This window comes from Clostridium saccharoperbutylacetonicum N1-4(HMT), assembly GCF_000340885.1.
Lineage (GTDB): Bacteria > Bacillota > Clostridia > Clostridiales > Clostridiaceae > Clostridium > Clostridium saccharoperbutylacetonicum.
The window spans coordinates 206,435-231,852 of record NC_020291.1 but is presented as its reverse complement, the minus strand read 5'-3'; the positions used below and the strand labels follow the sequence as shown (position 1 = coordinate 231,852).

Sequence of the window (25,418 nt, the reverse complement as noted above, 5' to 3'; positions counted from 1 at the left end):
TTTTCCTCCTAATTAGAGCTCGGAACCAAACTCAATCCACTTGATTCACTTGAATTTTTATCCTTAGCTACTTCTTCCTTTGTTGAATTTCCGTTTGTATTTTCAGCTTTTTTATCATTCACTGAATTTTTTTGAAACGTATTATTTCCATTAAGCTCTTTTGTTAATTTATCAATTTCAGATTTGATAGCTTCTTTTTCTTTCTGCTTTTCTTCACCTGTCATCTTATTATTATCCTGAATGTATTTATCTTTATTTAAAAGAGCATATAACGTCAATTCATCATCTTGCAGCTTTTTAGATAAGTCTATTGCTTCATCATATTTAGATTTTCCTAATGCAATCCAATAATCCAAAATATTTTCATCACTTTTTGCATCTAGATTTGCTATTATATTTTTCTTTTGTGCATCCGAAAGGTTTTCAGATATTATATAAGAATATGCAAGTTTATACTTAGATTCTTTATCAAGCTTTAATCCTCTTGTTGATTCAAGGCTTTTAATTACACCTTCATAATCTTTTGTCATATAATAATTGTTGGCTTTTATTATATTTAAATAATATGGATTTAAGAAAATAGAATTATAAATCATGTATACTAATAATCCTAAAATTATTATGCTCATACCAACAATACTATATTTTCTTATTTTTAAGCTTCTTAATTTTATTTCTATATAGTTTTCTCTTTGATTTCGTTCTTGTTCTTGTAACTCTACTAAAAGCTCATCCCGTATTTCTTTAATACTATTAAGCAATGCATATTTTTTTATATGCTTATTAGCTTTTATTAAATCTAGTCCCCCATTATAAAAATCATCATATGAGTACTCATAATTGAATATATACCCAATTATGCTTTTATATTCAAGCACCATTTCCTCATAATTTATAATTTCTTCTTCTAGCTTTATATCTCTTCCTAAAATCTTCACATTAAAATTATAATCACAATATAAATTATTAGGATTTAAATCAAATGAGTATTCATCTAGTACTTCAAATAAATCACTTATATTTATAGCTACCCTCAATTTATCAACAAGCTTTGCATTCTTTATCTCACTAAAAAGTTTCAATCCATTTAAATCATATATAAATTTAACTTCTTCTTCTTGAATATCTAATTCACAAGGAACTAGATATCTATGCTCGTATGCTATTCTATTGATTTCAATACTGTTCTTTGCTTTTAAATCTGATATTTTTAATACTACTTCCAATTTATTATCATTCATCTATAATTATCCTTTATATAAATTCTAATATATCTCCTGTATAGATATTGCTTTCTTTAAAACTACTATATACAGATACTGCCTTTTTCTCTCTTTTTGATTTACAATAATTTATTTCTAGTAAGTTTAAGCTTAAATTTTGACTTTCACTTATTATCTTCAAACATTCAATTATTATTTGTTCACTATTTACAGAGATATCAAATACTCCTTTTCTATATGCTCTCAGGTCTATCGTAATCTTTATATTCATTACTATAATCTTCCTTTTGACTTTTATGTTTATGATATTTTCTTGTTAATATGGCTGTTAGCATACATAACATTATTATGCTGATTGATACTTTTAATACTCCATCACTACTATTTTCCTGCATATATTTAATCTTTGCATGTTCTGTAGGTTTAACAAACAAATTATAACTTTCAGCTAATTTTCTAACTTCTTCACTTGTATCATTATTTGTCGATGTTACCTTTAGAAATACATTGTTGTTTATTTCATTCAACTCTGCTTTTTTCTTTTGATCATTTTCTTTTTTATTCTTTATAACCTTTTCTGTGAACAAAGGAATCCCATATATATCTGTAACTGATATATATGCCTCATTACCACTCCCTTGCAATGATTTAGAATCTATTTTAAGTCCATCTTCTGCATATATCTCAGTAATATTAAATATATACATAAACGCCATTACAAATAATATTATAATTTTTTTCATTGTTAACTCCTAAAAAAGAGATGATGTACATCTCTTTTTTTATCTTACTCCAAATTGATTTGCAATGTCTTGATCCATTTGTTGCATAGCATTGCCAGTTTGTTGTAATTGTTTAGCTATTGTTTCTGTAAGTTCTTGCATTTTTTGAAAACTTGGTTTTAATTCATTATATTGATCTGCAAATTTTGCACTTGCTTGACCTTCCCATTCACTTTGTAATTCATTTATCAACGTATCCATTTTACTGATAACTTGTCCAATAGCTTCTGCCTCTCCAAGATATTCCTTAGCTCTTTCGAACATTCTTTCTGGTGTAATTCTAATTTGTCCTTGATTTGCCATAATCAATCCTCTCCCTTCAGCTAGCAATTATAACATAAAAGAATACTTTCTGTATATATTTAACACATTTTACACTAAGCATCCATTTATCAATTAAATTCTACATTTTTATGCATTTATAACTAGTAAAAAAATATATTATTTTAATTAAATTTTATTTTTAAATAAATGCAAAAAAATAAAGAAGTATAATACATAATTTTTTGCACTATACTTCTATACTTTTTATTCATTGTGATAATTTCACTAAAACTTAACATAAAAATTTTTTTATATTAATTTTTCTTTTTAACTACTACCTTTACACTTCCAATCTCTGAGATAGTAACATCAGTCCCATCAACAAGTGTTGCTTTTGGTGTATATTCAAATGTTCCTTCATCTTTTAAATTAGATAAATCTAATGTTACATTTATATTTTTAGCACTTATTTTATCTAAAGCAGATTTTATCCCTGTTAATGTCACATTTGTAGTAATATTCTGGTTATCCAATGATAAATTCTCATTTAAATTACTATATTGAACATTACATGATATATTCTCAGTTACACTTTCTTCTTTTTGAACCTTAAACTTAACTTTAATAGTTTCTTCTCCATCTTGAGCCGTGATACCCTCTGGCAAACTTAGTTTTACCTCCAGTTCACTATCTTCCTGCAATGATGATATGTCCACGGGTTCAGTATTCACAGCTTGTACTTTGCTTAAATTTTGATTATCCCCCAGTATATTTATACTATTTTTGCTTAACTCATAACCAGTCAAAACAAAACCTTTAGATATATTTCCCGTAGTTTTCAAATTTATAGGTATTACTTTTCCATTAGTCACAGAGATTGATAATTTTGCAGTCTTATTATCAGCTTCAATATTATTCACTTCATTTCCATAAGCATCTAAAAATTTTATTTCATAATCGCTTTGCTTATCTTTATCTACATCCTTTTCTTCTCCTACTAAAACAGCTTCACTAATTCTTTCTATAGAACTTTTCCCACCTGTAGCTGTTACAACCTTTGGACTTATCACTTGTTCCTTCTCGTAGATATTTTCTTTATACTTAATCTTCACTTTAGATTTTATTGTAAATTCCTTTTTCTCCAATTCTTCTAAGTTAACCTTTATTCCTAATAATCCATTATTTTTAATATTAATTTTCTGAGGAGCATTTATTATTTGAACTGGTATAAAATTCTCTCCAGTTTTTAATGCATATGCAGACATATCAACAACTATTTTAAAATCCTCTTTTTTGACTTTTAACACTTCACTAGATGGACCTTCTAACTCCAAGTCTACTGTAAATTGCTGCTTATTAACAATTGCAAATTTAGAATCAGCTAAAGAATCCTCATTAATCAATTCCACTGGAACATTAGTTAATTCGTGGGTTCTTTGTGGATTTTCAACATTTGAAACATACAGCCATAATCCAAAGGATAAAAGTAAACAAATTATCTTAGGAATTAACGTTCTATTTTTACCCTTATCCACGACTTCACCTTCTCTCCTGCTGTTTTAACTTTCTTCTCAGCTCTATTTTCTATTATCTTTATTAATATAGTACTTAATCTTTCCTTATCATAACCTCTTGTAATTCTTCCATTTATAGCTAAAGATACAACTCCTGTTTCCTCAGACACAATTATAATTAATGCATCTGATACTTCTGACAATCCAAGTGCTGCTCTATGCCTTGTTCCCAATTTTTTATTAATTGTATTATTATCAGTTAGTGGAAGAACACATCCTGATGCTAAGATTCTATTATTTCTTATAATAGTTGCTCCATCATGAAGAGGCGTATTTACTACAAATATATTTTCTAAAAGATTTGAGGTCACATTTGCATCCAGTAATGTACCTGCACCAATTACTTCATTAAGTCCTGTACTTTGTTCTATTACTATTAAAGCTCCAGTTTTAGCCTCTGATAAATTCTGTACTGCAACTGCTATCTCATTAATAGTCTTCATCACTGTTTCTTTATCATTTATATAATGTTTATCATCAAAGGCACTTCTCCCCAAATGCTCCAAAGCTCTTCTTATTTCAGGTTGGAAAATTATAATTACAGATAATACTCCAATAGTTAATGTCTTATTTAAAATAAAATATAACATATCTAATTTTAATAAGTAGCTTATTGGGATCAATGCTACTATTAATAATATACCTTTTAATAATTGCTCTGCTCTTGTTTCTTTTATTAACATATACGCTTTATAGAATATAAAAGATACAACTAATATATCTAAGACAGACCATAACGACATATTAGAAAAGCTTTTTTCTAACATTAATAACAATTCTTGCAAATTCTTCACCCCTATTCTCTCTTAATTAAAATTATACAACAAATACTATATGTGTTGGTATAAAGAGAATTATAATTTTCTTACTTTTTAATTATTTTTATAATAATTTTTTCTTAATTCTGTAGTTTATCTTATGCCTATAAATGATTATTAAAATAAATAGTGCATATAATTACTTTCTTTGGTAATAATATTATTTGTTGCACGATGCTAAAGGAGGTTTTTTATGAAAAAGAAATGTAGTATTTTTGTAACTGCTTTAATACTATATCTTTCCGTTATTAATTCAAAACTAGTTTTTGCCGCAACTTTAAATGAAACTTGTAGTAAAACTAATAGTACATCAGTTAGTCAAACATTCGATGAAAATCATTCAGATACTAATATAAAAAGTTATTTACTATCTAACCAAAAGAATGAGGAAGTTTTACAAGTTTTTAATCATAACTCTCAACAATTGTATATAACGGGTGAAGATATAGAATTAATGGCAAAGCTTGTTTTTGCTGAAAGTGGTGGTGAGCCATACAATGGAAAAGTTGCCGTTGCTTCTGTAGTATTAAATCGTACTATTGATCCACATTTTCCAAATACTATAAAAGAAGTAATCTTTCAAAAAAATGCTTTTTCCTGTGTTAAAAATGGTAAAATAAATGCCATTGCAGATCAAGATTGCTATAATGCGGTATACGATGCGATCAAAGGTGCTGATCCCACAAATGATGCTTTATTCTTCTATAATCCAGTTACAGCAACATGTAATTGGATGAAAGAAACTCAAAAAATGAACGAGATGACCATAGGTCATCATACATTTTTCAAAATTAAAGCATAATTTCTAACATTAATTGCATAAAAATAGGGTAGGCTACAATAATCTTTAAATATAGCTTACCCTTTTCTTATTAAAAATAAAAAATTTAATTTCTTGCTATTGCTGCAATGTTATCATTAACATAAATTGAATTTGGAAAATTATTAATTAGCATATTTGCGTACTTTTTACTTTTTTCTTTATCACTTTTATTCGTTAACAATGCTAATTCATATAATGCTTCTTGTGTGTATACGCCTTTAGGATACTTATCATAATATTTTTCAAACTGTGATACCGCTTCATTAGCATCTGATAATTTAGCATAACTACTTGCCCTATAAAACCAAATGTGCTCCTTTATACTACTTCCTTCACAATATGTATACGCCTTGTCTAACTCATCCTTCGCCTCTGAATAATTATTTTGATTAAAATACTTCAATCCAACTTCATAGAATTTTGATATACCAGCATCTTTCATTAAACTAATAGCCTTTTTGTATATCTCGTTATCTTCAGGTTTTATTTCCTCTTGTTTAATGTTTTTTAGTTGAACATATATTCCATCAAAATCATTATTACCTATCATTAATTTCAATTTTTCTTTATCTAAATTTGTACTCCCAATTTGTGCTTTAGATTCCCCTTCAACTTTATCATTTGGTTCTACTAGCTTTGAATTATTTGCATCTTCCTCAGATTTCTGCTCATTATTTTGTGATTCCTCTGTATTATCTGCTAATATATTATTTGTCAAATTGCTATTCTTAAATTTAATTATCGAATATCCCCCAACACCTATTATAAGAGCTAAAACTAATCCTATAATTACAGCTAGAAATGTTTTTGATGATTTTTTATAATTCGAATAATTTCCTTCTTGTTTTAACTCTTCATAAATAGATTTTGCTAAAATTGCATCTCCATCTATCATTAAAGCCTTATCAACATACTCTTTAGCTCTATAAAAATCACCTTTCTTTTGGTAACATAAAGCAATCTTCGTATTTACATCTATACTATTAAAATCACTTTCTGCACATTTCATAAATAACTCTAATGCCTTTGTAATTTTTAATTGATTTAAAGCTTGCTCTGCCTCATTGTATAAATCTTGTCTCATTTCATCCATTTCAGAATCCCTAATGTAATTTTCTGCAATGGCATCATTATTTATCTTATGGTTTATTCTCCATACGGTAACTGCTTCATTTAAATTTCCCTTTTGATACAACAAAAGCCCCTTAAAATTTAAAACAAGTGGATTATCTAATCCTTCTGATAATGCTTCTTCACACAATTCAAGTGCTTTATTTATTTTTCCTTTTTCATAATAATTCATAGCTTTTTCATAAGCCTTCTTAGCCCTTTTATCCATAAATATATCCCCTATCACAATTAAGATATAATTCTCTTATACTCTAATAGTATATTATATTGTACCTGCTACTTACAATTAAATATTAAAATTAAGGCTATCTCAATTACTTGAGATAGCCTCTATTTTCTATAAAAATTCAATATTATTCTTGCTCTAACATTATTTTCTTAGCATTTAAGATTGATGTAGCACTCATTGAGAACTCATCTAATCCATATTCAACTAATGTTGGAATAGCTGCTTCATCTCCAGCCATTTCTCCGCACATTCCAACCCACTTACCATGTTTATGTGCTCCATCTATAGTCATCTTTATTAATCTAAGCACTGCTGGGTGCATTGGATTATAAAGATATGATACTTTTTCACTCATTCTATCAGCTGCTAATGTATATTGAATTAAATCATTTGTTCCTATTGAGAAGAAATCAACATGTTTAGCCAATTCATCAGCATAAACTGCTGCTGCTGGAATTTCAACCATAATACCCCATTGGATATTTTCTGAGTATTCTTTTCCTTCAGCCTTCAATTCAGCTTTACACTCTTCAACAACTTCTTTTGCTTGCTCGAATTCTTGTAATCCTGATATCATTGGGAACATAACTGCAAGATTACCATGTATTGAAGCTCTAAGTAATGCTCTTAATTGAACCTTAAATATATCTTTTCTGTCTAAGCAAAGTCTAATTGCTCTATATCCTAAGAAAGGATTCATTTCTTCTGGCAATGGTAAGTATGGAAGAGTCTTATCTCCACCAATATCTAAAGTTCTTATAACAACTTGCTTACCTTCCATTTTTTCAAGAACAAACTTATAAGACTCGAATTGTTCATCTTCAGTTGGAGCACTATCTCTATCCATATATAAGAATTCTGTTCTAAATAATCCTACTCCATCTCCACCATTTGCTAAAACACCAAGAACATCTTCTGGCTTTCCAATATTACCACAAACTTCGATTCTTCTACCTGATTTAGTAGTAGTTTTAACATTTATTAATTTCTTTAATTCTTCTTGCTCTGCTTGGAATTTATCTTTTTTAACTTTATATTCTGCAACAACTTCTTCTGATGGATTTATAATTACATCTCCTGTTAATCCATCAACTATAATTGTGTCTCCAGTTTTAACACAACTAGTTATATCGCCTAATCCAAGTACAGCTGGAATTTCTAAAGTTCTAGCCATTATAGCTGCATGTGAAGTTCTTCCACCAATATTAGTAATAAATCCTACAACCTTAGTTCTATCTAAACCTGCTGTATCCGATGGTGTTAAGTCATGAGCTACAACAATTGTATTATCTTCATTTATTGCAATAGAGTCTCCGCCCTTACCTGCAAAATTTGATAATATTCTCTTCGATACATCTTTAATATCTGCAGCTCTTTCTCTCATGTATTCATTGTCCATCGATTCAAATATAGCAACAAAAGTATTTGTAACATTATCAATTGCTTTTAATCCATTTACATTATTATTTTCAATTTCCATCATCATTGCACCAGTAAATTCTGGATCATCTAATAATGTGATATGTGCTTCAAAAACTGCTGCTTTTTCTGCACCCATTTCTTTTTCTGCTTTAGCTTTAATAGTTTCTAATTGTACTTTAGAACTATCTAATGCTTTTTGCATTTTTTCTTTTTCTGCACCTATATCTGTAATTTTTGCATCATTAATAACAATTTCCTCATGTTCTTGTAAGAAAACTCTTCCTATTGCATATCCCTTAGAAGCAGCAATACCTTTTTTCATAATATGGAACTCCTCCTTGATAATTAATTTTATTGTAATTTGATATTTTTACATATTACTATATTTGTAAATCTTCTTTTAAGTATAAACCTTTTCTATTATAACATAATTAACAAAAAAATTAACTTAATTTAACCTATTTTTTATGATTTTTAACGAAAAAAGTGCATATAGCTTAATTTATCTCTAGTTTTTACCATCATTTACAAATCATCCACTAAACTAGCTGATTTTGCGTAGGCTGTAGACTTTGCTTCAAAGAAATCTGTCTTAACAAAATTGGCATTAGATAGATTATCTACCCATGCAGCAGGGTTTTCATTATATTCTTCAAATAATGGTTCTAAATTAATGTCTTTCAATCTTTTGTTTCCTAAATATTTTATATAATCCTCTATTAATTTTTTATTTATTCCTTGTATTTTATCTCCTATAACATAATGTCCCCACAAAATTTCCTGCTCTACTCCACTTTTCATCATTTGTCTTAACTCTTCTTTTATTTCCCGGGTAAACAATTGAGGATTTTCATTACGCAATTCCTTTATTATATTTCTAAATAACCAGAGATGAGTATTCTCATCTCTATTAATATACCTAATTTCTTGGGCTGAACCTGGCATCTTTCCATTTCTCTCTAAATTGTAAAAGAACATAAAACCAGAGTAAAAATATATTCCTTCTAAGATATAGTTAGCCATAAGCGTTCTTAACAAATTGCTATCAGTAGGATCATTTATAAATTCATTATACAAATCTCCTATGAATTTATTTCTTCTTAATAGTATCTCATCATCTTTCCACTGATAAAGTATTTCATTTCTTTCTTCTGGAGAACAAATACTATCAAGCATATAACTATAACTTTGAGAATGTACTGCCTCTTGAAAACTTTGAATTGTTAAACAAAGATTGATTTCACTTGCTGTTATATAATTATTTATATTGCTCAAATTAGCAGTCTGAACTGAATCCAAAAATATTAAAAAAGATAATATTTTATCATAAGCAGTTCTTTCTTCTTCTAATAAATTTTGATAATCTTTTAAATCTTGTGAAAGGTTAATTTCTTCAGGAATCCAAAAATTATTCATACCTTGTCTATACCAATCTGATGCCCAATTGTACTTCATATTATTAAAATCATTCAAATTAGTAGTATTTCCGTTTATAATTCTTTTTTTACTGACATCTCTATCTCCAAACTCATTAAAAAGAGGTTTTTTGTTAATATTCATATTCTTAATACATCTCCTTATATACAACAATCATATTAATTTACTAGCAAGCAAGTCATGCAAAAACATAATATTTTATTCCTTGATTAAGCTGAGCAAGTTTCACATTCATTTACTTCAAGTGATTTTGATCTAACATAGTAAATTGATTTAACTCCGCACTTACAAGCTTCTATATATAAATTCATAATTTGTCTTGTAGTATAATTATTAGTAATATACAAATTAAATGATTGGCCTTGATCTATATGCCTTTGACGTATTCCATTTATTTCAACTGATATTGCTTGATCTATAGTATAAGCTGAGTTATAGTACCAATAATTATCTTCTGAAAGATTTGGTGCTGTTTTGGGAATTATACTGCCCTTCTTTTCTTCAAAATAAAATCTAGACATTACAGGATCAATACCTTCAGAGGTTCCTGCTATAGTTGCTGTTGAACCATTTGGTGCAACTGCTATTAAATAGCCATTTCTCATTCCAGCTTCATGTACTTCTTCTCTAAGTTCATCCCATTCTTTACTATTATAATTTCTTAATTCGAAATAATCACCATTATCCCAATCAGAATCTTTAAATAACTCATATGAACCTTTTTCCTTAGCAATCTTCATACTTGATTTTATTGCATAATAATTTATTTTTTCATAAACCTTATCAGCAAATCTCTTATGTTCCTGCTCTGTCCATTGTATTTTATTATTTGCAAGCATATGATGATATCCACTTGTTCCAAGTCCTATAGCTCTGTATTTTTTGTTAGTAACTTCTGCAAAAGGAACAGAATAATAATTTAAATCTATAACATTATCCATAGCTCTTATTTGTGTTTCTACAACATATTCCAATTCTTCATCATTACGAACATCTACATTTCCAAGTACAATAGAAGAAAGATTACAAACAACGAAATCCCCTGGAACCACTTTTTCAACTACAACATATTCATCTCCAACCTTTATAGTTTCACTCTTTTCTATCTTCATAGAACTCATATTTTGCATAATTTCAGAACATAAATTTGAAGAATATATAATACCTTTATGTTTATTAGGATTCATTTTATTAGCAGTATCTCTGTAAAAAGCAAATGGTGTTCCTGTTTCAGCTACATTTCTTATTATCAATCTAACCAATTCTTTTACTGTTATTACTCTCTTTTCTATTCTCTCATCATTTACACATTCATAGTATTTTTCTTCCCATTCAGAACCATAAAAATCTTCTAAAGCATATCCTTTTACAGTTTTAATCTCATGAGGACACATCATATACCAATTAGCATCTATATCATTTTCTGCAAGTTTCCAAAATAAATCAGGATAACAAACCCCAGGAAATACATCATGAGCTTTCTTTCTATCATCTCCATTGTTAGCTCTTATTTGTAAAAATTCTGGAATATCCTTATGCCAAGCATCAAGCCATACAGCAACCGAACCATTTCTTACCCCTAACTGATCTACAGCTATTGCAGTATCATTAAATAGCTTTACCCATGGTATTACACCACCAGATGCTCCCTTGAAGCCTCTAATTGGAGCTCCTAATGCTCGAATCTTTCCCATATAGATTCCCATTCCACCACCAAATTTTGATATTTTAGCAAAACTGTCCAGTGATTTATATATTCCATCTAAACTATCCTCTACAGTATCTATAAAGCATGAGCTTAATTGATAAAATGGTTTCCTTGCATTTGACATAGTTGGTGTTGCCATAGTAGCTTTTAATGAACTTAAAACATTATAAAATCTTTTTGCCCAATAAACTCTATTTTCTTGCTTCTCACTAATTGCTAAGTGCATAGCTATTCCCATAAACATTTGCTGTGGCAGCTCTATAGGATTTCTATCGTAGTCCTGAACTAAATATCTACTAGCTAAAAGATTTATTCCACTATAATTAAATAAAAAATCCCTCTCGGGTTTTATTTCTTTTTCTAATTCTAAAATATCCTCTTTTGAATAATTTTCAAGGATATATTCTCCATAAAGACCTTTTTCTGTTAGCTCTTTAATAAATTCATAATAATCACTATATAAATTATCATTATCTACTTTTCTAATATTTTTAATTTTGTCATATAACTCGTACGTATACATTTTGGCTGCAATATTTTGCCAATTAGGTTCCTTATCATTTGTAAGTTCTAATGTTGCTTGAATTAAGCATCTCCTTATTTCATTATCATTCATTCCATCCCTAACAATATGAGTTATTGCTTTTAATAATTTTTCCTCAGTATAAATCCCCTCATTGCCTTTAATTGCATTAATAGCATCCTTACATAATTGATTTAAAATAGACATTACTAATTTCCTCCCTACCTATATATAGTGCTTTTAGTGCACAAATTCATTCCCATCATACAATATATTGTATATTATAGTTGCTAGAGAGATAGTTGTAAAACTCTAAAATTTGTTAATATATATGCAAAAAGTAGTTAATCTTTCATTTTATGCAGATAAACTACTTTATAGATACATTTTCTTATTTAATAATTTTTATTTTTTAAGAGGTAGGATCAAATAAATTTTAAACATATCTCCCTCTTTTTTTATTTTTACTTCTCCATCATGAAGTTCAATTATACTTTTAGTTATTGCAAGTCCCAATCCAGACCCTTCAACTTTTGAATTTCTTGATTTATCGCCTCTAGCAAAGCGTTCAAACATTTCATCATCATTAAATTGCATTTCATAACTTGCAATATTTTTCACTCCTATTTTGAGGTAATTATCTTCTATATTTATATCAACATAGACTCTGGTATTATCTAAAGAATACTTTAAGGCATTAATTATAATGTTTTCTAACGCTCTGGACATCATCTTACCGTCGAGCTCCATATATACTGCATCCTGCTGACTTGTTACCTTAAATGAGATATTTTTTTCTTCATATAAAGTACTATATTCACCTATATTTTGATGTATCAATGATACTATGTCTATTAGATCCCTATTTAATTTAATTTTACCACTATTGATTTTTGACATTTCAAACAAATCTTCAATTAAAACTTTTAATCGCAGAGATTTTCTTTCTAATATAGATAAATATTCTTCCCTTTCTTCTTCAGTTATTTCACCATTCTTCAGTATATTTACATAATTTATTATTGAAGTTAATGGTGTTTTTAAATCATGAGATACATTAGATATTAGTTCAGTCTTCAATTTTTCATTACGAACCCCATTTTCTAAAATCTCTTTGTATCCCGCCTTAATTAAATTAATATTTTCAGCCAATTCTCTTATTGCTTGCGAACCATCTAACTTTATATCTTTATCTAAGTTTCCTTGTCCTACTCGCCTAAGAGCTTCATTAACAACAATTATATCTAATGTTTTTTTCAATGCATACATCATAGTTAAAAATATAATTATAATTACAAAAATAGTTCCTTTAAATGGATATGTCTGAAAAAACTTAACAAAAATATTATTCTCATATCCTCCTGTTGCAAGAAAATATAGGTAAGCAATCAATAATACCAATACTAACAATATCGATACTATTAACGTGCTTCTTGTTTCTTTATAAAGAAATCCATTTTTTATTACAAAAATCATATTACTAATAATACGAGACTGTACCTTTGGATTTTTAGGATTAATCCGAACTATCCAAATTATCTTTAACATAAAAACTAAATCAATAGCTATTAATATAATTAATTCTATTTTATCTCTATTGACTCTGTTAATTGCTAAATCATGTTGTATTCTATTTACTTGAATATAATCTCCCAAGTTTGAAAGTAAAATTAGAGTACTCAACGCTATTAATATTACATCAATAAGATAAATACTACTAAAATATATTTTAATCTTCCTTTTCAATCTTATATCCAATCCCCCACACCACCTTAATATACTCAGGCTCTTTTGTGTTTATTTCTATTTTTTCTCTTATTCTTCTAATATGTACTGTTACAGTATTTTCACTCTTATAAAATATTTCTTCCCATACATTTTCGTATATTTCTTTTATTGAGAAAACTTTCCCTAAATTTGATGCTAATAAATGAAGTATTTTATATTCTGTTGCTGTCACTTTAATTTCCTCTCCACGTAAAGTGATTTTTTTCGCAATAGTATCTATAACTAAGTCTTTAACTGTAATTATGTCCTTACCCTCTTCAACACTTAGAGGCTTTTCATATCTCCTTAATTGTGATTTTACTCTTGCCACCAATTCTAAATGATTAAATGGTTTTGTTATATAATCATCTGCGCCTACATTTAAACCTAATATCTTATCTGAATCTTCTCCTTTTGCAGATAACATTATTATAGGTAAATTTTGCTTTTCTCGTATTTTTAAACATGTTCTTATTCCATCAAGTCTAGGCATCATGATATCCAATATAATCAAATGTATTTTTTCTTGTTCAAGAATATCTAAAGCTTCTATTCCATCTTGAGCTTTAAATACCTTCCAATTCTCACCTCTCAAGTATATTTCTATTGCATCTCGTATTTCTTTTTCATCATCAACAACTAATACATTAAACACATCAAGTCCTCCCAACTTCTACTCACTCTTTACATTATATTTTCATTAATTATATATCACTTTTTTAAATTCTTCCGAATCCTTTACTGGATCAAAGTCATGTTCTGCCTTTGCTACTTCTTTCACTCCTGCATCTAATTGTATTGCTTTATTTAAATTTACCATAGTATTTTTAACATCACCTTTTCTTCCATAAATAGATGCTATTCCATAGTAGCTCCAAACATAATTCTCAATTTCTAAATCCTTATTATACCATTCTAATGCCTCATCCATTTTCCCAAACAGTTCATATGTTAACGCTTTATTAAAGCGTGCATAGCCATAACTAGCATTAATACTTAATGCTTTATCTATATCTTTCATAGCTCCATCATAATCTCCATTATAAGCCTTTGAAATTCCCATTATATTATATCCTTTCGCACTACTCGGGAATTTATCTATAATAGACTTTGCTTTATTAATTGACTTTTCATATTCATGGGCAAAAAATAAATTATATGCTTCATTATATAATTCATTTTCTTCAGTCGAAGTGTTATCTTTAGCATTCTTATTTTCAGCATCATTGTTCTTAACTTCAACATCCTCTTTTTTAGTCGTATTGATGACAGAATCTGCTTCTTCTATTTTAGTTGGAGTTAGCATTTCCTCTTGCCCATTATTTTTAGAATTTGAATTATATATATTCCCAATTTTTTCATGAAATATTATTCCCAGTGCTACTAATACTAAAATAACTAATAATATTTTTTTATTTTTTTCTTTTCCTGGTAATTGAATTCTGCCCATAAAATTCTCCTTTTAGGTACAAGCTAAGCTCAAGTTTACTTGATAATATAACTATGTAAATAATTTTAAACTATTTAAAAGTTCTTATTCTTTATTTATTGAATCTAAATATTGTTTTTGTCCAATTTCATAAAGATTATTTCCCTTTGAATCAATGATAACAACTAATGGCATATCTTTAACTTCCATGCGTCTTATCGCTTCTGCGCCTAAATCCTCATATGCAATTATTTCAGATTTAATTATACTTTTCCCTATAAGTGCGGCAGCACCGCCAATTGCTCCAAAATAAATTGCCTTATTTCTTTTAATTGCATCAATTACTTCACCATTTCTTGCACCCTTACCTATCATACCTCTTAGTCCCAAATCCATCAATGTTGGTGCATATGCATCCATTCTATAACTTGTTGTAGGACCTGCTGATCCTATCACCTTTCCTGGTTTCGCTGGAGATGGTCCAACATAATATATAGTTTCATCCTTTATATCTAACGGCAACTCTTTCCCCTCAACTAATAAATCAATTAATCTTTTATGCGCTGCATCTCTAGCTGAGTAAATTACTCCACTTAATAATACACTATCCCCTGCTTTTAAGTTTAGTATTTTATCTTCTGTAAGAGGCGTTTGTAATCTAACTTCCATCCCTTTTTCCTCCAAACAATATAATAAGTATTCTTAATCTATAACTAAGATCACTCAAATCTTTACTAATTCAAAATGTTCCATAATTTAAAAAATCTAAACTTCTATATTTATAATACAACTTCTTTATGTCTGGTAGCATGACAATTAATATTTACTGCAACTGGCAATCCTGCAATATGAGTAGGATAAGTTTCAATATTTAGACCCAAAGCAGTAGTCCTACCACCAAATCCTTGCGGACCAATTCCTAATTCATTTATTTTTATCAATAATTCATTCTCTAAATCTTCATAAAAGTTATCTTTGTTTCTTATATTAATAGGCCTAAGTAATGCCTTTTTAGCCAAATAAGCAGCTTTATCAAATGTTCCACCTATTCCGACTCCTATAATCATTGGTGGACATGGATTTGGGCCTGCTGCCTTAACTGTATCTATTATAAATTTTTTAACTCCCTCTAACCCATCTGAAGGTTTTAGCATCCCAATTTTACTCATATTCTCTGATCCAAAACCTTTTGGAGCTAACGTAATTTTAATTTTATCTCCTTCTGTAATATCATAATAAATTACAGCTGGTGTGTTATCCTTTGTGTTAACTCTTCTAATTGGATCTCCAACAACTGATTTTCTTAAAAACCCTTCCTCATATCCTCTGCGTACTCCCTCATTAATCGCATCTTCAAGGCTTCCTCCAATTAAATGCACATCTTGTCCTATCTCAACAAAGACACATGCCATGCCTGTATCTTGACACATAGGCATCTCTTCATTACATGCAATCTCTGAATTAATAATTATTTTATCTAAAACATCTTCTGCTAACTTCCATGTTTCTTCATTCTTAGCTTTCTCTAATGCCTCTTTAATATCTGCCCCTAAAAAATAATTGGCTTCTATAGATAATTTTCTCACAGCATCTCTAACAAGCTCAACATTAATTTCTCTCATTTCTACAGCTCCTTTTGCTCATTGCTTAAGTTATAGTAATGAAAATAATAATATAACCGCATTCCACACTCAAAAAGTGTTCTTTCATTACTATAATAAGTTTAAAATTATTTTCTATTATTTACAACCCTATAATAAATTTATTTATTATACTATTTTTTTAACTCTATGATTTCTATATTAAAATTCACTATATTAATCTATTTCTCTACTGTAATTTTCTTATGCTTGGTAACCTATAACTAAAATCCTTAATTTCTCTAATTACTATGAAACAGCAGTAAAATCATGCCTATTAATATAAAACCTCCAAATTAACTATTCTTATTTTCAAAATAAATATTAACGGCATTAGTTATACCTTCAGCAATCTTACCTTGATACTCATCCTTCTTCAATTTTTCTTCTTCCTTATAATTTGATAAAAATCCACATTCCACTAGAACACATGCACCTTCATATCCATCTCTTAATATCCTATATTGATCTTTAGCAGCTTTAGGAATTCTTTTATTATTATCATCTATAACTTCTCTTAGTGAAGATTGAATTCCTTCTGCTAAGATTTTACTGCAATCATTAGAGGAATACCAAACTTGAGCTCCATAACAGCTTGCTTGTGGAAACATATTTTGATGTATAGATATAAAAATATCACATTTAGTATCTTTCTTCATTTTGCATCGTGCATTTAAATCTTTAACCTTTTTAGAGTCTAATTGTAAATCCTCTTCTCTAGTCATATATACTGTATATCCACTTTCCTCTAATTGAGATTTTAGCTTTTTAGAAATTGATAAATTAATCTCTTTCTCAATTGTACCATTTTTAGACCTTGCTCCTCCGTCTATTCCACCATGCCCTGGATCTACTAATATTATTCCCTTTTGCTTTTTTTCATCTGAATTCGCCTTAATAGGCACTTCAAATATAAAAAGAAATAAAAAAAATAGTACTACTACATTTTTGATTTTCATAAAGTTATTCCTCCAAACTATTTTAAGACTATATAAATTATTGTTTGCTATACAACCTTAATTATTCAGATTCTTATATCAATTTTAATATTTATTTGTTCATTCTTATATTTTTTTATCCATAAGCACAATATTCTTTCTTGGATTTTTGCATACTCCCTATTGCATGATAGTATTATAAATAAAAAAATCCCACAAACATTGCGTTTGTGAGATTGCATATACTCCAAATACTATCTTTTTGAGAATTGTGGAGCTCTTCTTGCTGCTTTAAGACCGTATTTCTTTCTTTCCTTCATTCTTGGATCTCTAGTTAAGAAACCAGCCTTCTTTAAATCTGATTTTAAAGCTTCATCAGATTTAACTAATGCTCTAGCTATACCATGTCTGATAGCTCCTGCTTGACCTGTAAATCCACCACCGTGAACATTTACTAAAACGTCAAACTTATCTTTAGTTCCAGTTAAAACTAATGGTTGGTTTACAATAACTCTTAAAGTTTCTAAACCAAAAAAGTTTTCTATTTCTCTATTATTTACAACTACGTTACCATTTCCTGGTACAAGTCTTACTCTTGCAACTGATTTCTTTCTTCTTCCAGTTCCCATGTATTGAACTTTTGCCATTTCTTATTCCTCCTCCCGAGATCGTATTAGTATCTTAATTCTAGTACTTCTGGTTTTTGAGCTGCATGATTATGTTCAGCACCTCTATATACGTTTAATTTCTTTAACATTTGTCTTCCTAATACACCGTTTGGAAGCATTCTTCTAACAGCTTCTTCAAAAGCGAATTCAGGTTTCTTGTCTAACACTACTCTATAAGGAGTTTCCTTTAATCCACCTGGGTAAAGACTATGTTTTCTCATTAATTTTTGATCTAACTTCTTACCAGTTAAAACAACCTTCTCTGCATTAATTACAATAACGAAATCTCCGCAGTCCACATTTGGTGTAAATGTTGGTTTATTCTTTCCTCTTAAAATTGAAGCAATTTGGCTAGCAACTCTTCCTAGTGGTTTACCAGCAGCATCAACTACATACCATTTTCTTTCGATTTCACTTGCTTTAGCAATGTATGATTTCATCTGTTTCCCTCCCTGAACTTACATTTATTTTTTACTTTCTAAAGTAAAAGTTTTTATGTCAAGACCCGGGGCTAGTGGATCTTATATACATAAATTATTTAACAAACAAAACTAATTATAATACACGCACACGGGCGTGTCAACATTTTTTTGCCATTTAATAAAAAACTTTTTCTAATATTAATCCATTAGGCGGTATACACATACCAGCCTTTTTTCTATTTCCTTCTATAATTATTTCTTCTATTTCATCAGCATTTAATCTGCCATTCCCCACCTTTAATAATGTGCCTACTATTATTCTTACCATGTTATATAAAAATCCATCTGCTGTTATGATTATTTTTATTCTGTCTCCATCTTCTTCTATAAAAAGTTCTTTAATATCTCGTACAGTTGTTTTTGCAGAACTTCCAGGAGACATAAATGCTCTAAAATCATGGCTTCCAATAAAATATTTACATGCTTTTTTCATTTCATTAATATCCAATTTATATTTATACTGATATAGATATTGATATCCTAATGATAATCTTTCTTCTCTATTCACAATTGTATAAGAATATGTTTTTCCTTTAGATGAATATCTAGCATGAAAACTATCATCAACTTCTTCTGATTTAATTATAGATACATCATTAGGTAATCTTGTATTTAAAGCTTCTCTAAACTTTTCTCCTGGGATTGTGCTATTTGTAAAAAAATTTGCTACCATTTCTCTTGCATGAACACCAGCATCAGTCCTAGAACTCCCATTAATCATAATCTGTTCCCCTGTAGCTTTTGATATGGCCGCCTCAATAACATTCTGAACTGTTCGTCCCTTCGGCTGCCTTTGCCATCCAGAGAAATTACTTCCATCGAATTCAATTAATAATTTTATATTTCGCATTTATATCCTCTTAATCTTAAATTATATAAACCTAACCATTACACACCACAAAATTAGCACAACAAATATTCCCCAAGCGATCATATCCCTATATGAAAACTTCAATACTTTCATTCTAGTTCGTCCTGATCCACCTCTATATCCTCTAGCTTCCATTGCCATTGCGAGTTCATCTGCCCTTCTAAATGAACTAATAAATAAAGGTACAAGTAGTGGTACTAAACTTTTAGCCTTTTTAATAATTCCACCTGATTCAAAATCAGCCCCTCTAGCTTTTTGAGCTTTCATTATTTTATCTGTTTCATCAATTAATGTAGGTATAAATCTTAATGCTATTGTCATCATCATGGCTAATTCATGTGCTATTTCCTTCCCAATTGGCTTAAGTAATTTTTCTATACCATCAGTTAGTTCAATAGGGGATGTCGTTAATGTTAATAATGAAGTCCCTATAATCAATAAAATTAATCGAATAGCCATAAACGCGGCAGTGCTTAACCCTTCTGGATAAGCCTTCAAAAAACCTATACTAAAAATTTCTGTTCCCTCTGTTCCTCTAATCATAAATATATTTAAAATTGCGGTTAATGCTACCAATAAAAAAATTGGCTTTAATCCATTAAAAATGAATCTAAATGGTATCTTTGCTATTAGTATTATTGCCAATAAAAACGCAACAATAACAGTATATCCTATAAATTTATTGATAATAAACAAACATACAATAAATAGTATTGATATTAATATTTTTGTTCTAGGGTCTAACTTGTGTATAAATGACTCTCCTGGTAAGTATTGTCCTATCGTAATATTCTTTAACATAGTTTCATCTATTCCTCCTTAATGTTTCACTTTTAAAATAGACAAAAGTTCTTTTTTGGCCTCTTCTATTGTGAATATATTCTCTGAAATATTAAAACCTTTTTTCCTTAATTCCCTAGCTAAATATGTCACTTGGGGAACACCAAGACCTATTTTTTCTAGTGTATCTACTTCTTTAAAAACCTCTCCTGGAACTCCTTGCAGTGCAACTTTACCACTATTCATTACTATAATTCTTTCAGCAATCTTAGCAACATCTTCCATGCTATGACTTACTATAATTACTGTCATATTATAATCTTTATGCAATTTACTTATTTGCTCTAATATATCATCTCTACCTTTGGGATCCAATCCAGCTGTTGGTTCATCTAATATTAATGTAGTAGGTTGCATTGCCACAACTCCAGCAATAGCAACTCTTCTCTTCTGTCCACCACTTAAGTCAAATGGTGATCTATCTTTATAGGTTTCATAATCTAAACCAACCATCTCCATAGCTTTAATTACTCTTTCATGAATTTCTTCATTGGAGAGCCCTAAATTTTTAGGTCCAAATTCAATGTCCTTAGCAATTGTCTCTTCAAAAATTTGATACTCTGGATATTGAAATACCAAGCCCACCTTTTTTCTTACATCTGCTAATTTAACTTTTTTATCTGTAATATCAATTCCATCAACAATTATTTTTCCACTAGTAGCCTCTAGCAATCCGTTAAAATGTTGAATTAAAGTTGATTTTCCTGATCCTGTATGTCCGATTAAAGCCACAAACTCCCCATCTTTTATTTCTAAACTCACATCATCCAATGCTACCTTTTCAAATGGACTTTTGGGCATGTATATATGTGTTAAATTTTCTATTTTAATTGACATAATTCATTCACCATCTCATCTACATTTAATATTTTTTCATTGATATCTATGCCAGCTTTTTTCAATTCATAAGCTAACTCAGTAACCTGTGGAACATCTAACCCTATTTTTTTCATATGCTCTACTCTTGGGAAAATTTCTTTCGGAGTTCCCTCCATCTTGACACTTCCACCATCCATTACTATAATCCTATCTGCTTGTGCTGCTTCATCCATATAATGTGTAATTAGTATTATAGTAATTCCATGTTTCTTATTAAGTTCTTTTATAGTTTTCAGAACTTCTTTTCTTCCAATAGGATCTAACATAGCTGTAGGCTCGTCAAAGATTATGCATTCAGGCTGAATTGCAAGTATTCCTGCTATAGCAACTCTTTGTTTTTGGCCTCCTGATAAAAGATGTGGTGCATGTCTCTTATATTTGCTCATTCCAACCTTCTCCAAGCTTTCATCAACTCTTACCCTTATCTGTGATGGTTCAACCCCTAAATTCTCAGGACCGAAAGCTACATCTTCTTCAACTATTGTTGCAACTAACTGATTATCTGGATTCTGAAATACCATTCCAGCTTTAGATCTTATATCCCAAACATTTTTAGGTTCTTTGGTATCAAGCCCATCCACAACCACAGTCCCTTCTGTTGGGATCACTAATGCATTCATATGTTTAGCCATCGTTGACTTACCAGATCCATTATGGCCTAATATAACTAAAAATTCACCATTTTTAACTTCTAAATTAACATCTTTAACTGCATATTTTTCCTTTTTATCTCCTTCTGAGTCCTTAATATATTTAAAAGACACATTTGTGCATTTTATCATTTCATTACTCATCTCTTATCCTCCAAGATAATTTATTGTTAATACATTATGCAAAAGTCTCATACATCAATTAATTAACTAAGCGTTTGATTAATTATTTCTATTATATCGTAAAAATCAACACATTCAACAAAAAATTAATATAAAATAAAACTTCTCTAGAATATACTAAACCTCATATTATAATTTTCTATACTAAAAAAGGGGGTTAAGTACAAACTTAATCCCCCATTAGTATTATTATACTAATTCAAGTATTACTATCTCAGCTCCGTCCCCTCTTCTAGGACCTTTTTTAATCATTCTTGTATATCCGCCATTTCTTTCAGCATACTTAGGAGCTACATTATCAAATAAATTCTTAACAACTAATTCTTCTTGAACATAAGATAAGACTTGTCTTCTAGCATGAAGATCTCCTCTTTTACCAAGAGTAATCATTTTTTCTGCTATTGATCTAGTTTCTTTAGCTCTTGTTTCAGTTGTTTCAATTTTACCATGCTTTAATAGACTAGTAACAAGATTTCTTAACATAGCTTTTCTTTGGTCTGTAGGAAGACCTAACTTACGATAACCTGCCATGGATTTACCTCCTTACTCCTCGCTTAGTTTTAGGGCTAAACCTAATTCTTTAAGCTTTCTTTCAACTTCTTCTAAAGATTTCTTTCCTAGATTCCTTACTTTCATCATATCATCCATAGATTTTGTAGCAAGTTCTTGGACTGTATTAATTCCGGCTCTCTTTAAACAGTTATATGATCTAACTGATAAGTCAAGTTCTTCTACAGTCATTTCTAGGACTTTTTCTTTTTTATCGTCTTCTTTTTCTATCATTATTTCAACATCATTAGTATTATCTGTTAATGACATGAATAATTTAAAGTGTTCAATAAGTATTTTTGCTGATAAACTAATAGCTTCATCTATTTTTATAGTACCATTAGTCCAAATTTCTAAAGTTAATTTATCATAATCAGTAATTTGACCAACTCTTGTATTGTCAACAGTAAAATTAACTCTTTTTACTGGTGTATAAATAGAATCAACCGCTATAGCTGAAATAGGTAATTCATCACTCTTATTTTTATTTTGAGTAACATAACCTCTTCCTTTATTAACTGTTAATTCCATATAAAGTCTTCCATCGTTGTCTAAAGTTGCAATATGTAGATCCTTATTAACAACCTCAACATCTCCATCAGTCTTTATATCTGCTCCAGTAACTTCTCCAGGTCCTTTAGCATCAATATAAATAACCTTTGGACCTTCACCACTCATTCTAAGAGCTAATGATTTAATGTTAAGAATTAATTCTGTAACATCTTCTTTAACCCCTTGAACAGTAGAAAACTCATGAAGTACTCCATCAATTTTGACAGAGGTTGTAGCAACTCCTGGAAGAGAAGATAATAATATTCTTCTTAAGGCATTTCCTAATGTAATACCATATCCTCTTTCAAGTGGTTCAACAACATACTTACCATAAGTACCATCTTCATTAGCTTCTATACATTCTATTATTGGCTTTTCGATTTCTAACATTGACAAACCCTCCTTATTTTATAAATGGCAACCTTATTATGAGGGCAACTGATTCTATATTTGCATATATTGTGATAAATTTCTCTAACAAATATAAATATACTATTTACTATATAACTCAACAATAAGTGTTTCATTAACAGGCACATCTATATCTTCTCTTGATGGCTCTGCAACTACTTTTCCTTCATAGTTATCAACATTAGCTTCTAACCATTTTGGTAAAGTTTTTGGATTTTCAACAAAAGTCTTAAATTTCTCACTTGATCTACTTTTATCACATACTGTAATCACATCATTAACTGCAACATGGTATGAACAAATGTCAACCTTCTTACCATTTACTAAGAAATGCCCGTGAGTTACTAATTGTCTTGCTTCACTTCTTGATGCACCATAACCTAATCTATAAATTACATTATCAAGTCTCATTTCTAGTAATCTAAGTAAGTTTTCACCTGTTATACCTTTAATATGCTCAGCTTTTTCATAATATGTTCTAAATTGGCTTTCTAAAACGCCATAAATTCTTCTTGCTTTTTGCTTTTCTCTTAATTGAACACCATAGTTTGATAACTTCTTCTTGCTAGCTCCATGTTGTCCTGGTGCATAGCTTCTTCTTACAAAAGCACATTTATCTGTAAAACATCTATCACCTTTAAGGAAAAGTTTCATACCTTCTCTTCTACATAATCTACATGTAGCGCCAGTATATCTTGCCATTAAATTACACCTCCTATTACTACGATTATATTAGACTCTTCTTCTCTTTGGTGGTCTACAACCATTATGTGGAATTGGAGTAACATCTTTAATTAAAGTTACTTCTAAACCTGCTGCTTGTAAGGATCTTATAGCTGCTTCTCTTCCAGAACCAGGTCCTTTAACATAAACTTCTATGCTTTTCAAGCCATGTTCCATTGCTACTTTAGCTGCAGTTTCTGCTGCCATTTGTGCTGCAAATGGTGTGCTTTTTCTTGATCCTCTAAAGCCTAGTGCTCCAGCACTTGACCATGATAAAGCATTTCCTACTGCATCTGTTAAAGTAACTATAGAATTATTAAAAGTTGACTTAATGTGTGCAGCACCATGCTCAACATTCTTTCTTTCTTTTTTTCTTCTAGTCTTCTTAACTGCTTTAGCTGCCATTATCTTCCCTCCTTACTATTTCTTCTTATTTGCTATTGTCTTCTTAGGACCTTTTCTAGTTCTTGCATTAGTCTTAGTCTTTTGTCCTCTTACTGGAAGACCTCTTCTATGTCTAATTCCTCTGTATGATCCAATTTCTACTAATCTCTTAATGTTTAAAGCAACATCTCTTCTTAAGTCACCTTCAACCATTAAGTTTTTGTTGATATAAGTTCTGATTTCATTAACTTCTTCTTCTGATAAATCTTTAACTCTTGTATCTGGATTAATTCCTGTTGAAGCTAAGATTTTTTGTGAAGTTGATAATCCTATTCCATATATATAAGTTAAACCTATTTCAACTCTTTTTTCTCTTGGTAGGTCAATACCTGATATTCTTGCCATTAAAATTTACACCTCCTGATAATTGAAATGTATAAAAGTTGATTTTATTTATAATAAAATTTTAGGTCAATAGAATAAATTCTATTGCCAGCCGCCCTAAAATTTATTTTTGA

At 29.4% G+C, this 25,418-nt stretch carries 28 protein-coding genes; 1 reads left to right on the top strand and 27 read right to left on the bottom strand.

The window, feature by feature from the left end; genetic code table 11:
• Window positions 1–8 precede the first annotated feature (8 nt).
• The 6 genes from essB to cdaA form a co-directional block, all read right to left on the bottom strand.
• Entirely contained in the window at window positions 9–1,241 is a 1,233-nt protein-coding gene (gene essB / locus CSPA_RS01190) for a type VII secretion protein EssB (RefSeq protein ID WP_015390385.1), read from the bottom strand.
• A gap of 13 nt (window positions 1,242–1,254) precedes the next feature.
• On the bottom strand, window positions 1,255–1,494 hold the full coding sequence (locus CSPA_RS01185; protein WP_015390384.1) for a hypothetical protein: 240 nt from the start codon (window positions 1,492–1,494) through the stop codon (window positions 1,255–1,257).
• Window positions 1,457–1,966, bottom strand: coding sequence for a type VII secretion EssA family protein (locus tag CSPA_RS01180; RefSeq protein ID WP_015390383.1), 510 nt, complete (start codon window positions 1,964–1,966; stop codon window positions 1,457–1,459). The genes CSPA_RS01185 and CSPA_RS01180 overlap by 38 nt, the downstream gene beginning before the upstream one ends.
• A gap of 39 nt (window positions 1,967–2,005) precedes the next feature.
• Entirely contained in the window at window positions 2,006–2,308 is a 303-nt protein-coding gene (locus CSPA_RS01175; protein WP_015390382.1) for a WXG100 family type VII secretion target, read from the bottom strand.
• A 275-nt stretch (window positions 2,309–2,583) separates the two neighbouring features.
• Window positions 2,584–3,804 carry a CdaR family protein gene (locus CSPA_RS01170; RefSeq protein WP_015390381.1) on the bottom strand — a complete coding sequence of 407 codons (1,221 nt, stop codon included), beginning with the start codon at window positions 3,802–3,804 and terminating at the stop codon, window positions 2,584–2,586.
• Window positions 3,777–4,628, bottom strand: coding sequence for a diadenylate cyclase CdaA (gene cdaA / locus CSPA_RS01165; RefSeq protein ID WP_017810874.1), 852 nt, complete (start codon window positions 4,626–4,628; stop codon window positions 3,777–3,779). Before cdaA ends, CSPA_RS01170 begins: the two co-directional genes overlap by 28 nt.
• 226 nt (window positions 4,629–4,854) lie before the next feature.
• Between cdaA and CSPA_RS01160 the strand changes: the two genes are divergently transcribed.
• Window positions 4,855–5,463 (top strand): cell wall hydrolase, encoded by a 609-nt coding sequence (locus CSPA_RS01160; RefSeq protein WP_015390379.1) that lies wholly within the window; start codon window positions 4,855–4,857, stop codon window positions 5,461–5,463.
• A gap of 85 nt (window positions 5,464–5,548) precedes the next feature.
• Here the strand turns inward: CSPA_RS01160 and CSPA_RS01155 are convergent, their stop codons facing one another.
• From CSPA_RS01155 to rpsM, 21 genes are all read right to left on the bottom strand, one after another.
• Window positions 5,549–6,823 (bottom strand): tetratricopeptide repeat protein, encoded by a 1,275-nt coding sequence (locus CSPA_RS01155; RefSeq protein ID WP_015390378.1) that lies wholly within the window; start codon window positions 6,821–6,823, stop codon window positions 5,549–5,551.
• A gap of 145 nt (window positions 6,824–6,968) precedes the next feature.
• Window positions 6,969–8,588 carry a phosphoenolpyruvate--protein phosphotransferase gene (gene ptsP / locus CSPA_RS01150; RefSeq protein WP_015390377.1) on the bottom strand — a complete coding sequence of 540 codons (1,620 nt, stop codon included), beginning with the start codon at window positions 8,586–8,588 and terminating at the stop codon, window positions 6,969–6,971.
• A gap of 203 nt (window positions 8,589–8,791) precedes the next feature.
• Window positions 8,792–9,826: a ribonucleotide-diphosphate reductase subunit beta gene (locus CSPA_RS01145; RefSeq protein WP_015390376.1), complete on the bottom strand. Its 1,035-nt coding sequence runs from the start codon at window positions 9,824–9,826 to the stop codon at window positions 8,792–8,794.
• An 86-nt stretch (window positions 9,827–9,912) separates the two neighbouring features.
• Window positions 9,913–12,141, bottom strand: a complete 2,229-nt coding sequence (locus tag CSPA_RS01140; protein WP_015390375.1) for a ribonucleoside-diphosphate reductase subunit alpha — start codon at window positions 12,139–12,141, stop codon at window positions 9,913–9,915.
• Between the two features lie 198 nt (window positions 12,142–12,339).
• Entirely contained in the window at window positions 12,340–13,692 is a 1,353-nt protein-coding gene (locus CSPA_RS01135) for a sensor histidine kinase (RefSeq protein ID WP_015390374.1), read from the bottom strand.
• Entirely contained in the window at window positions 13,664–14,356 is a 693-nt protein-coding gene (locus CSPA_RS01130) for a response regulator transcription factor (protein ID WP_015390373.1), read from the bottom strand. The genes CSPA_RS01135 and CSPA_RS01130 overlap by 29 nt, the downstream gene beginning before the upstream one ends.
• Window positions 14,357–14,401: 45 nt before the next feature.
• Window positions 14,402–15,151 carry a tetratricopeptide repeat protein gene (locus CSPA_RS01125; protein ID WP_015390372.1) on the bottom strand — a complete coding sequence of 250 codons (750 nt, stop codon included), beginning with the start codon at window positions 15,149–15,151 and terminating at the stop codon, window positions 14,402–14,404.
• 84 nt (window positions 15,152–15,235) lie between these two features.
• Complete coding sequence (locus CSPA_RS01120) at window positions 15,236–15,799, bottom strand: Fe-S-containing hydro-lyase (protein ID WP_015390371.1); 564 nt, start codon at window positions 15,797–15,799, stop codon at window positions 15,236–15,238.
• Window positions 15,800–15,909: 110 nt separating this feature from the next.
• Window positions 15,910–16,752, bottom strand: coding sequence for a fumarate hydratase (locus tag CSPA_RS01115; RefSeq protein ID WP_015390370.1), 843 nt, complete (start codon window positions 16,750–16,752; stop codon window positions 15,910–15,912).
• A 314-nt stretch (window positions 16,753–17,066) separates the two neighbouring features.
• Window positions 17,067–17,729 carry an N-acetylmuramoyl-L-alanine amidase CwlD gene (gene cwlD, locus CSPA_RS01110; protein WP_015390369.1) on the bottom strand — a complete coding sequence of 221 codons (663 nt, stop codon included), beginning with the start codon at window positions 17,727–17,729 and terminating at the stop codon, window positions 17,067–17,069.
• Between the two features lie 233 nt (window positions 17,730–17,962).
• Window positions 17,963–18,355 carry a 30S ribosomal protein S9 gene (gene rpsI, locus CSPA_RS01105; RefSeq protein ID WP_015390368.1) on the bottom strand — a complete coding sequence of 131 codons (393 nt, stop codon included), beginning with the start codon at window positions 18,353–18,355 and terminating at the stop codon, window positions 17,963–17,965.
• Between the two features lie 26 nt (window positions 18,356–18,381).
• Window positions 18,382–18,816 (bottom strand): 50S ribosomal protein L13, encoded by a 435-nt coding sequence (gene rplM, locus CSPA_RS01100; RefSeq protein WP_015390367.1) that lies wholly within the window; start codon window positions 18,814–18,816, stop codon window positions 18,382–18,384.
• A 157-nt stretch (window positions 18,817–18,973) separates the two neighbouring features.
• Complete coding sequence (gene truA / locus CSPA_RS01095; RefSeq protein WP_015390366.1) at window positions 18,974–19,708, bottom strand: tRNA pseudouridine(38-40) synthase TruA; 735 nt, start codon at window positions 19,706–19,708, stop codon at window positions 18,974–18,976.
• A gap of 21 nt (window positions 19,709–19,729) precedes the next feature.
• Window positions 19,730–20,530, bottom strand: coding sequence for an energy-coupling factor transporter transmembrane component T family protein (locus CSPA_RS01090; protein ID WP_015390365.1), 801 nt, complete (start codon window positions 20,528–20,530; stop codon window positions 19,730–19,732).
• An 18-nt stretch (window positions 20,531–20,548) separates the two neighbouring features.
• Window positions 20,549–21,406 carry an energy-coupling factor transporter ATPase gene (locus CSPA_RS01085; protein ID WP_015390364.1) on the bottom strand — a complete coding sequence of 286 codons (858 nt, stop codon included), beginning with the start codon at window positions 21,404–21,406 and terminating at the stop codon, window positions 20,549–20,551.
• A complete protein-coding gene (locus CSPA_RS01080) occupies window positions 21,391–22,242 on the bottom strand; it encodes an energy-coupling factor transporter ATPase (protein ID WP_015390363.1) in 852 nt (283 codons plus the stop codon). The genes CSPA_RS01085 and CSPA_RS01080 overlap by 16 nt, the downstream gene beginning before the upstream one ends.
• Window positions 22,243–22,470: 228 nt before the next feature.
• Window positions 22,471–22,812 (bottom strand): 50S ribosomal protein L17, encoded by a 342-nt coding sequence (gene rplQ, locus CSPA_RS01075; protein WP_015390362.1) that lies wholly within the window; start codon window positions 22,810–22,812, stop codon window positions 22,471–22,473.
• A gap of 12 nt (window positions 22,813–22,824) precedes the next feature.
• Window positions 22,825–23,772, bottom strand: coding sequence for a DNA-directed RNA polymerase subunit alpha (locus CSPA_RS01070; protein ID WP_015390361.1), 948 nt, complete (start codon window positions 23,770–23,772; stop codon window positions 22,825–22,827).
• Between the two features lie 102 nt (window positions 23,773–23,874).
• Window positions 23,875–24,495, bottom strand: coding sequence for a 30S ribosomal protein S4 (gene rpsD / locus CSPA_RS01065; protein WP_015390360.1), 621 nt, complete (start codon window positions 24,493–24,495; stop codon window positions 23,875–23,877).
• Between the two features lie 30 nt (window positions 24,496–24,525).
• Window positions 24,526–24,921 (bottom strand): 30S ribosomal protein S11, encoded by a 396-nt coding sequence (rpsK, locus tag CSPA_RS01060; RefSeq protein ID WP_008426625.1) that lies wholly within the window; start codon window positions 24,919–24,921, stop codon window positions 24,526–24,528.
• Window positions 24,922–24,936: 15 nt separating this feature from the next.
• Window positions 24,937–25,305 carry a 30S ribosomal protein S13 gene (gene rpsM, locus CSPA_RS01055; RefSeq protein ID WP_015390359.1) on the bottom strand — a complete coding sequence of 123 codons (369 nt, stop codon included), beginning with the start codon at window positions 25,303–25,305 and terminating at the stop codon, window positions 24,937–24,939.
• Window positions 25,306–25,418: the final 113 nt, after the last annotated feature.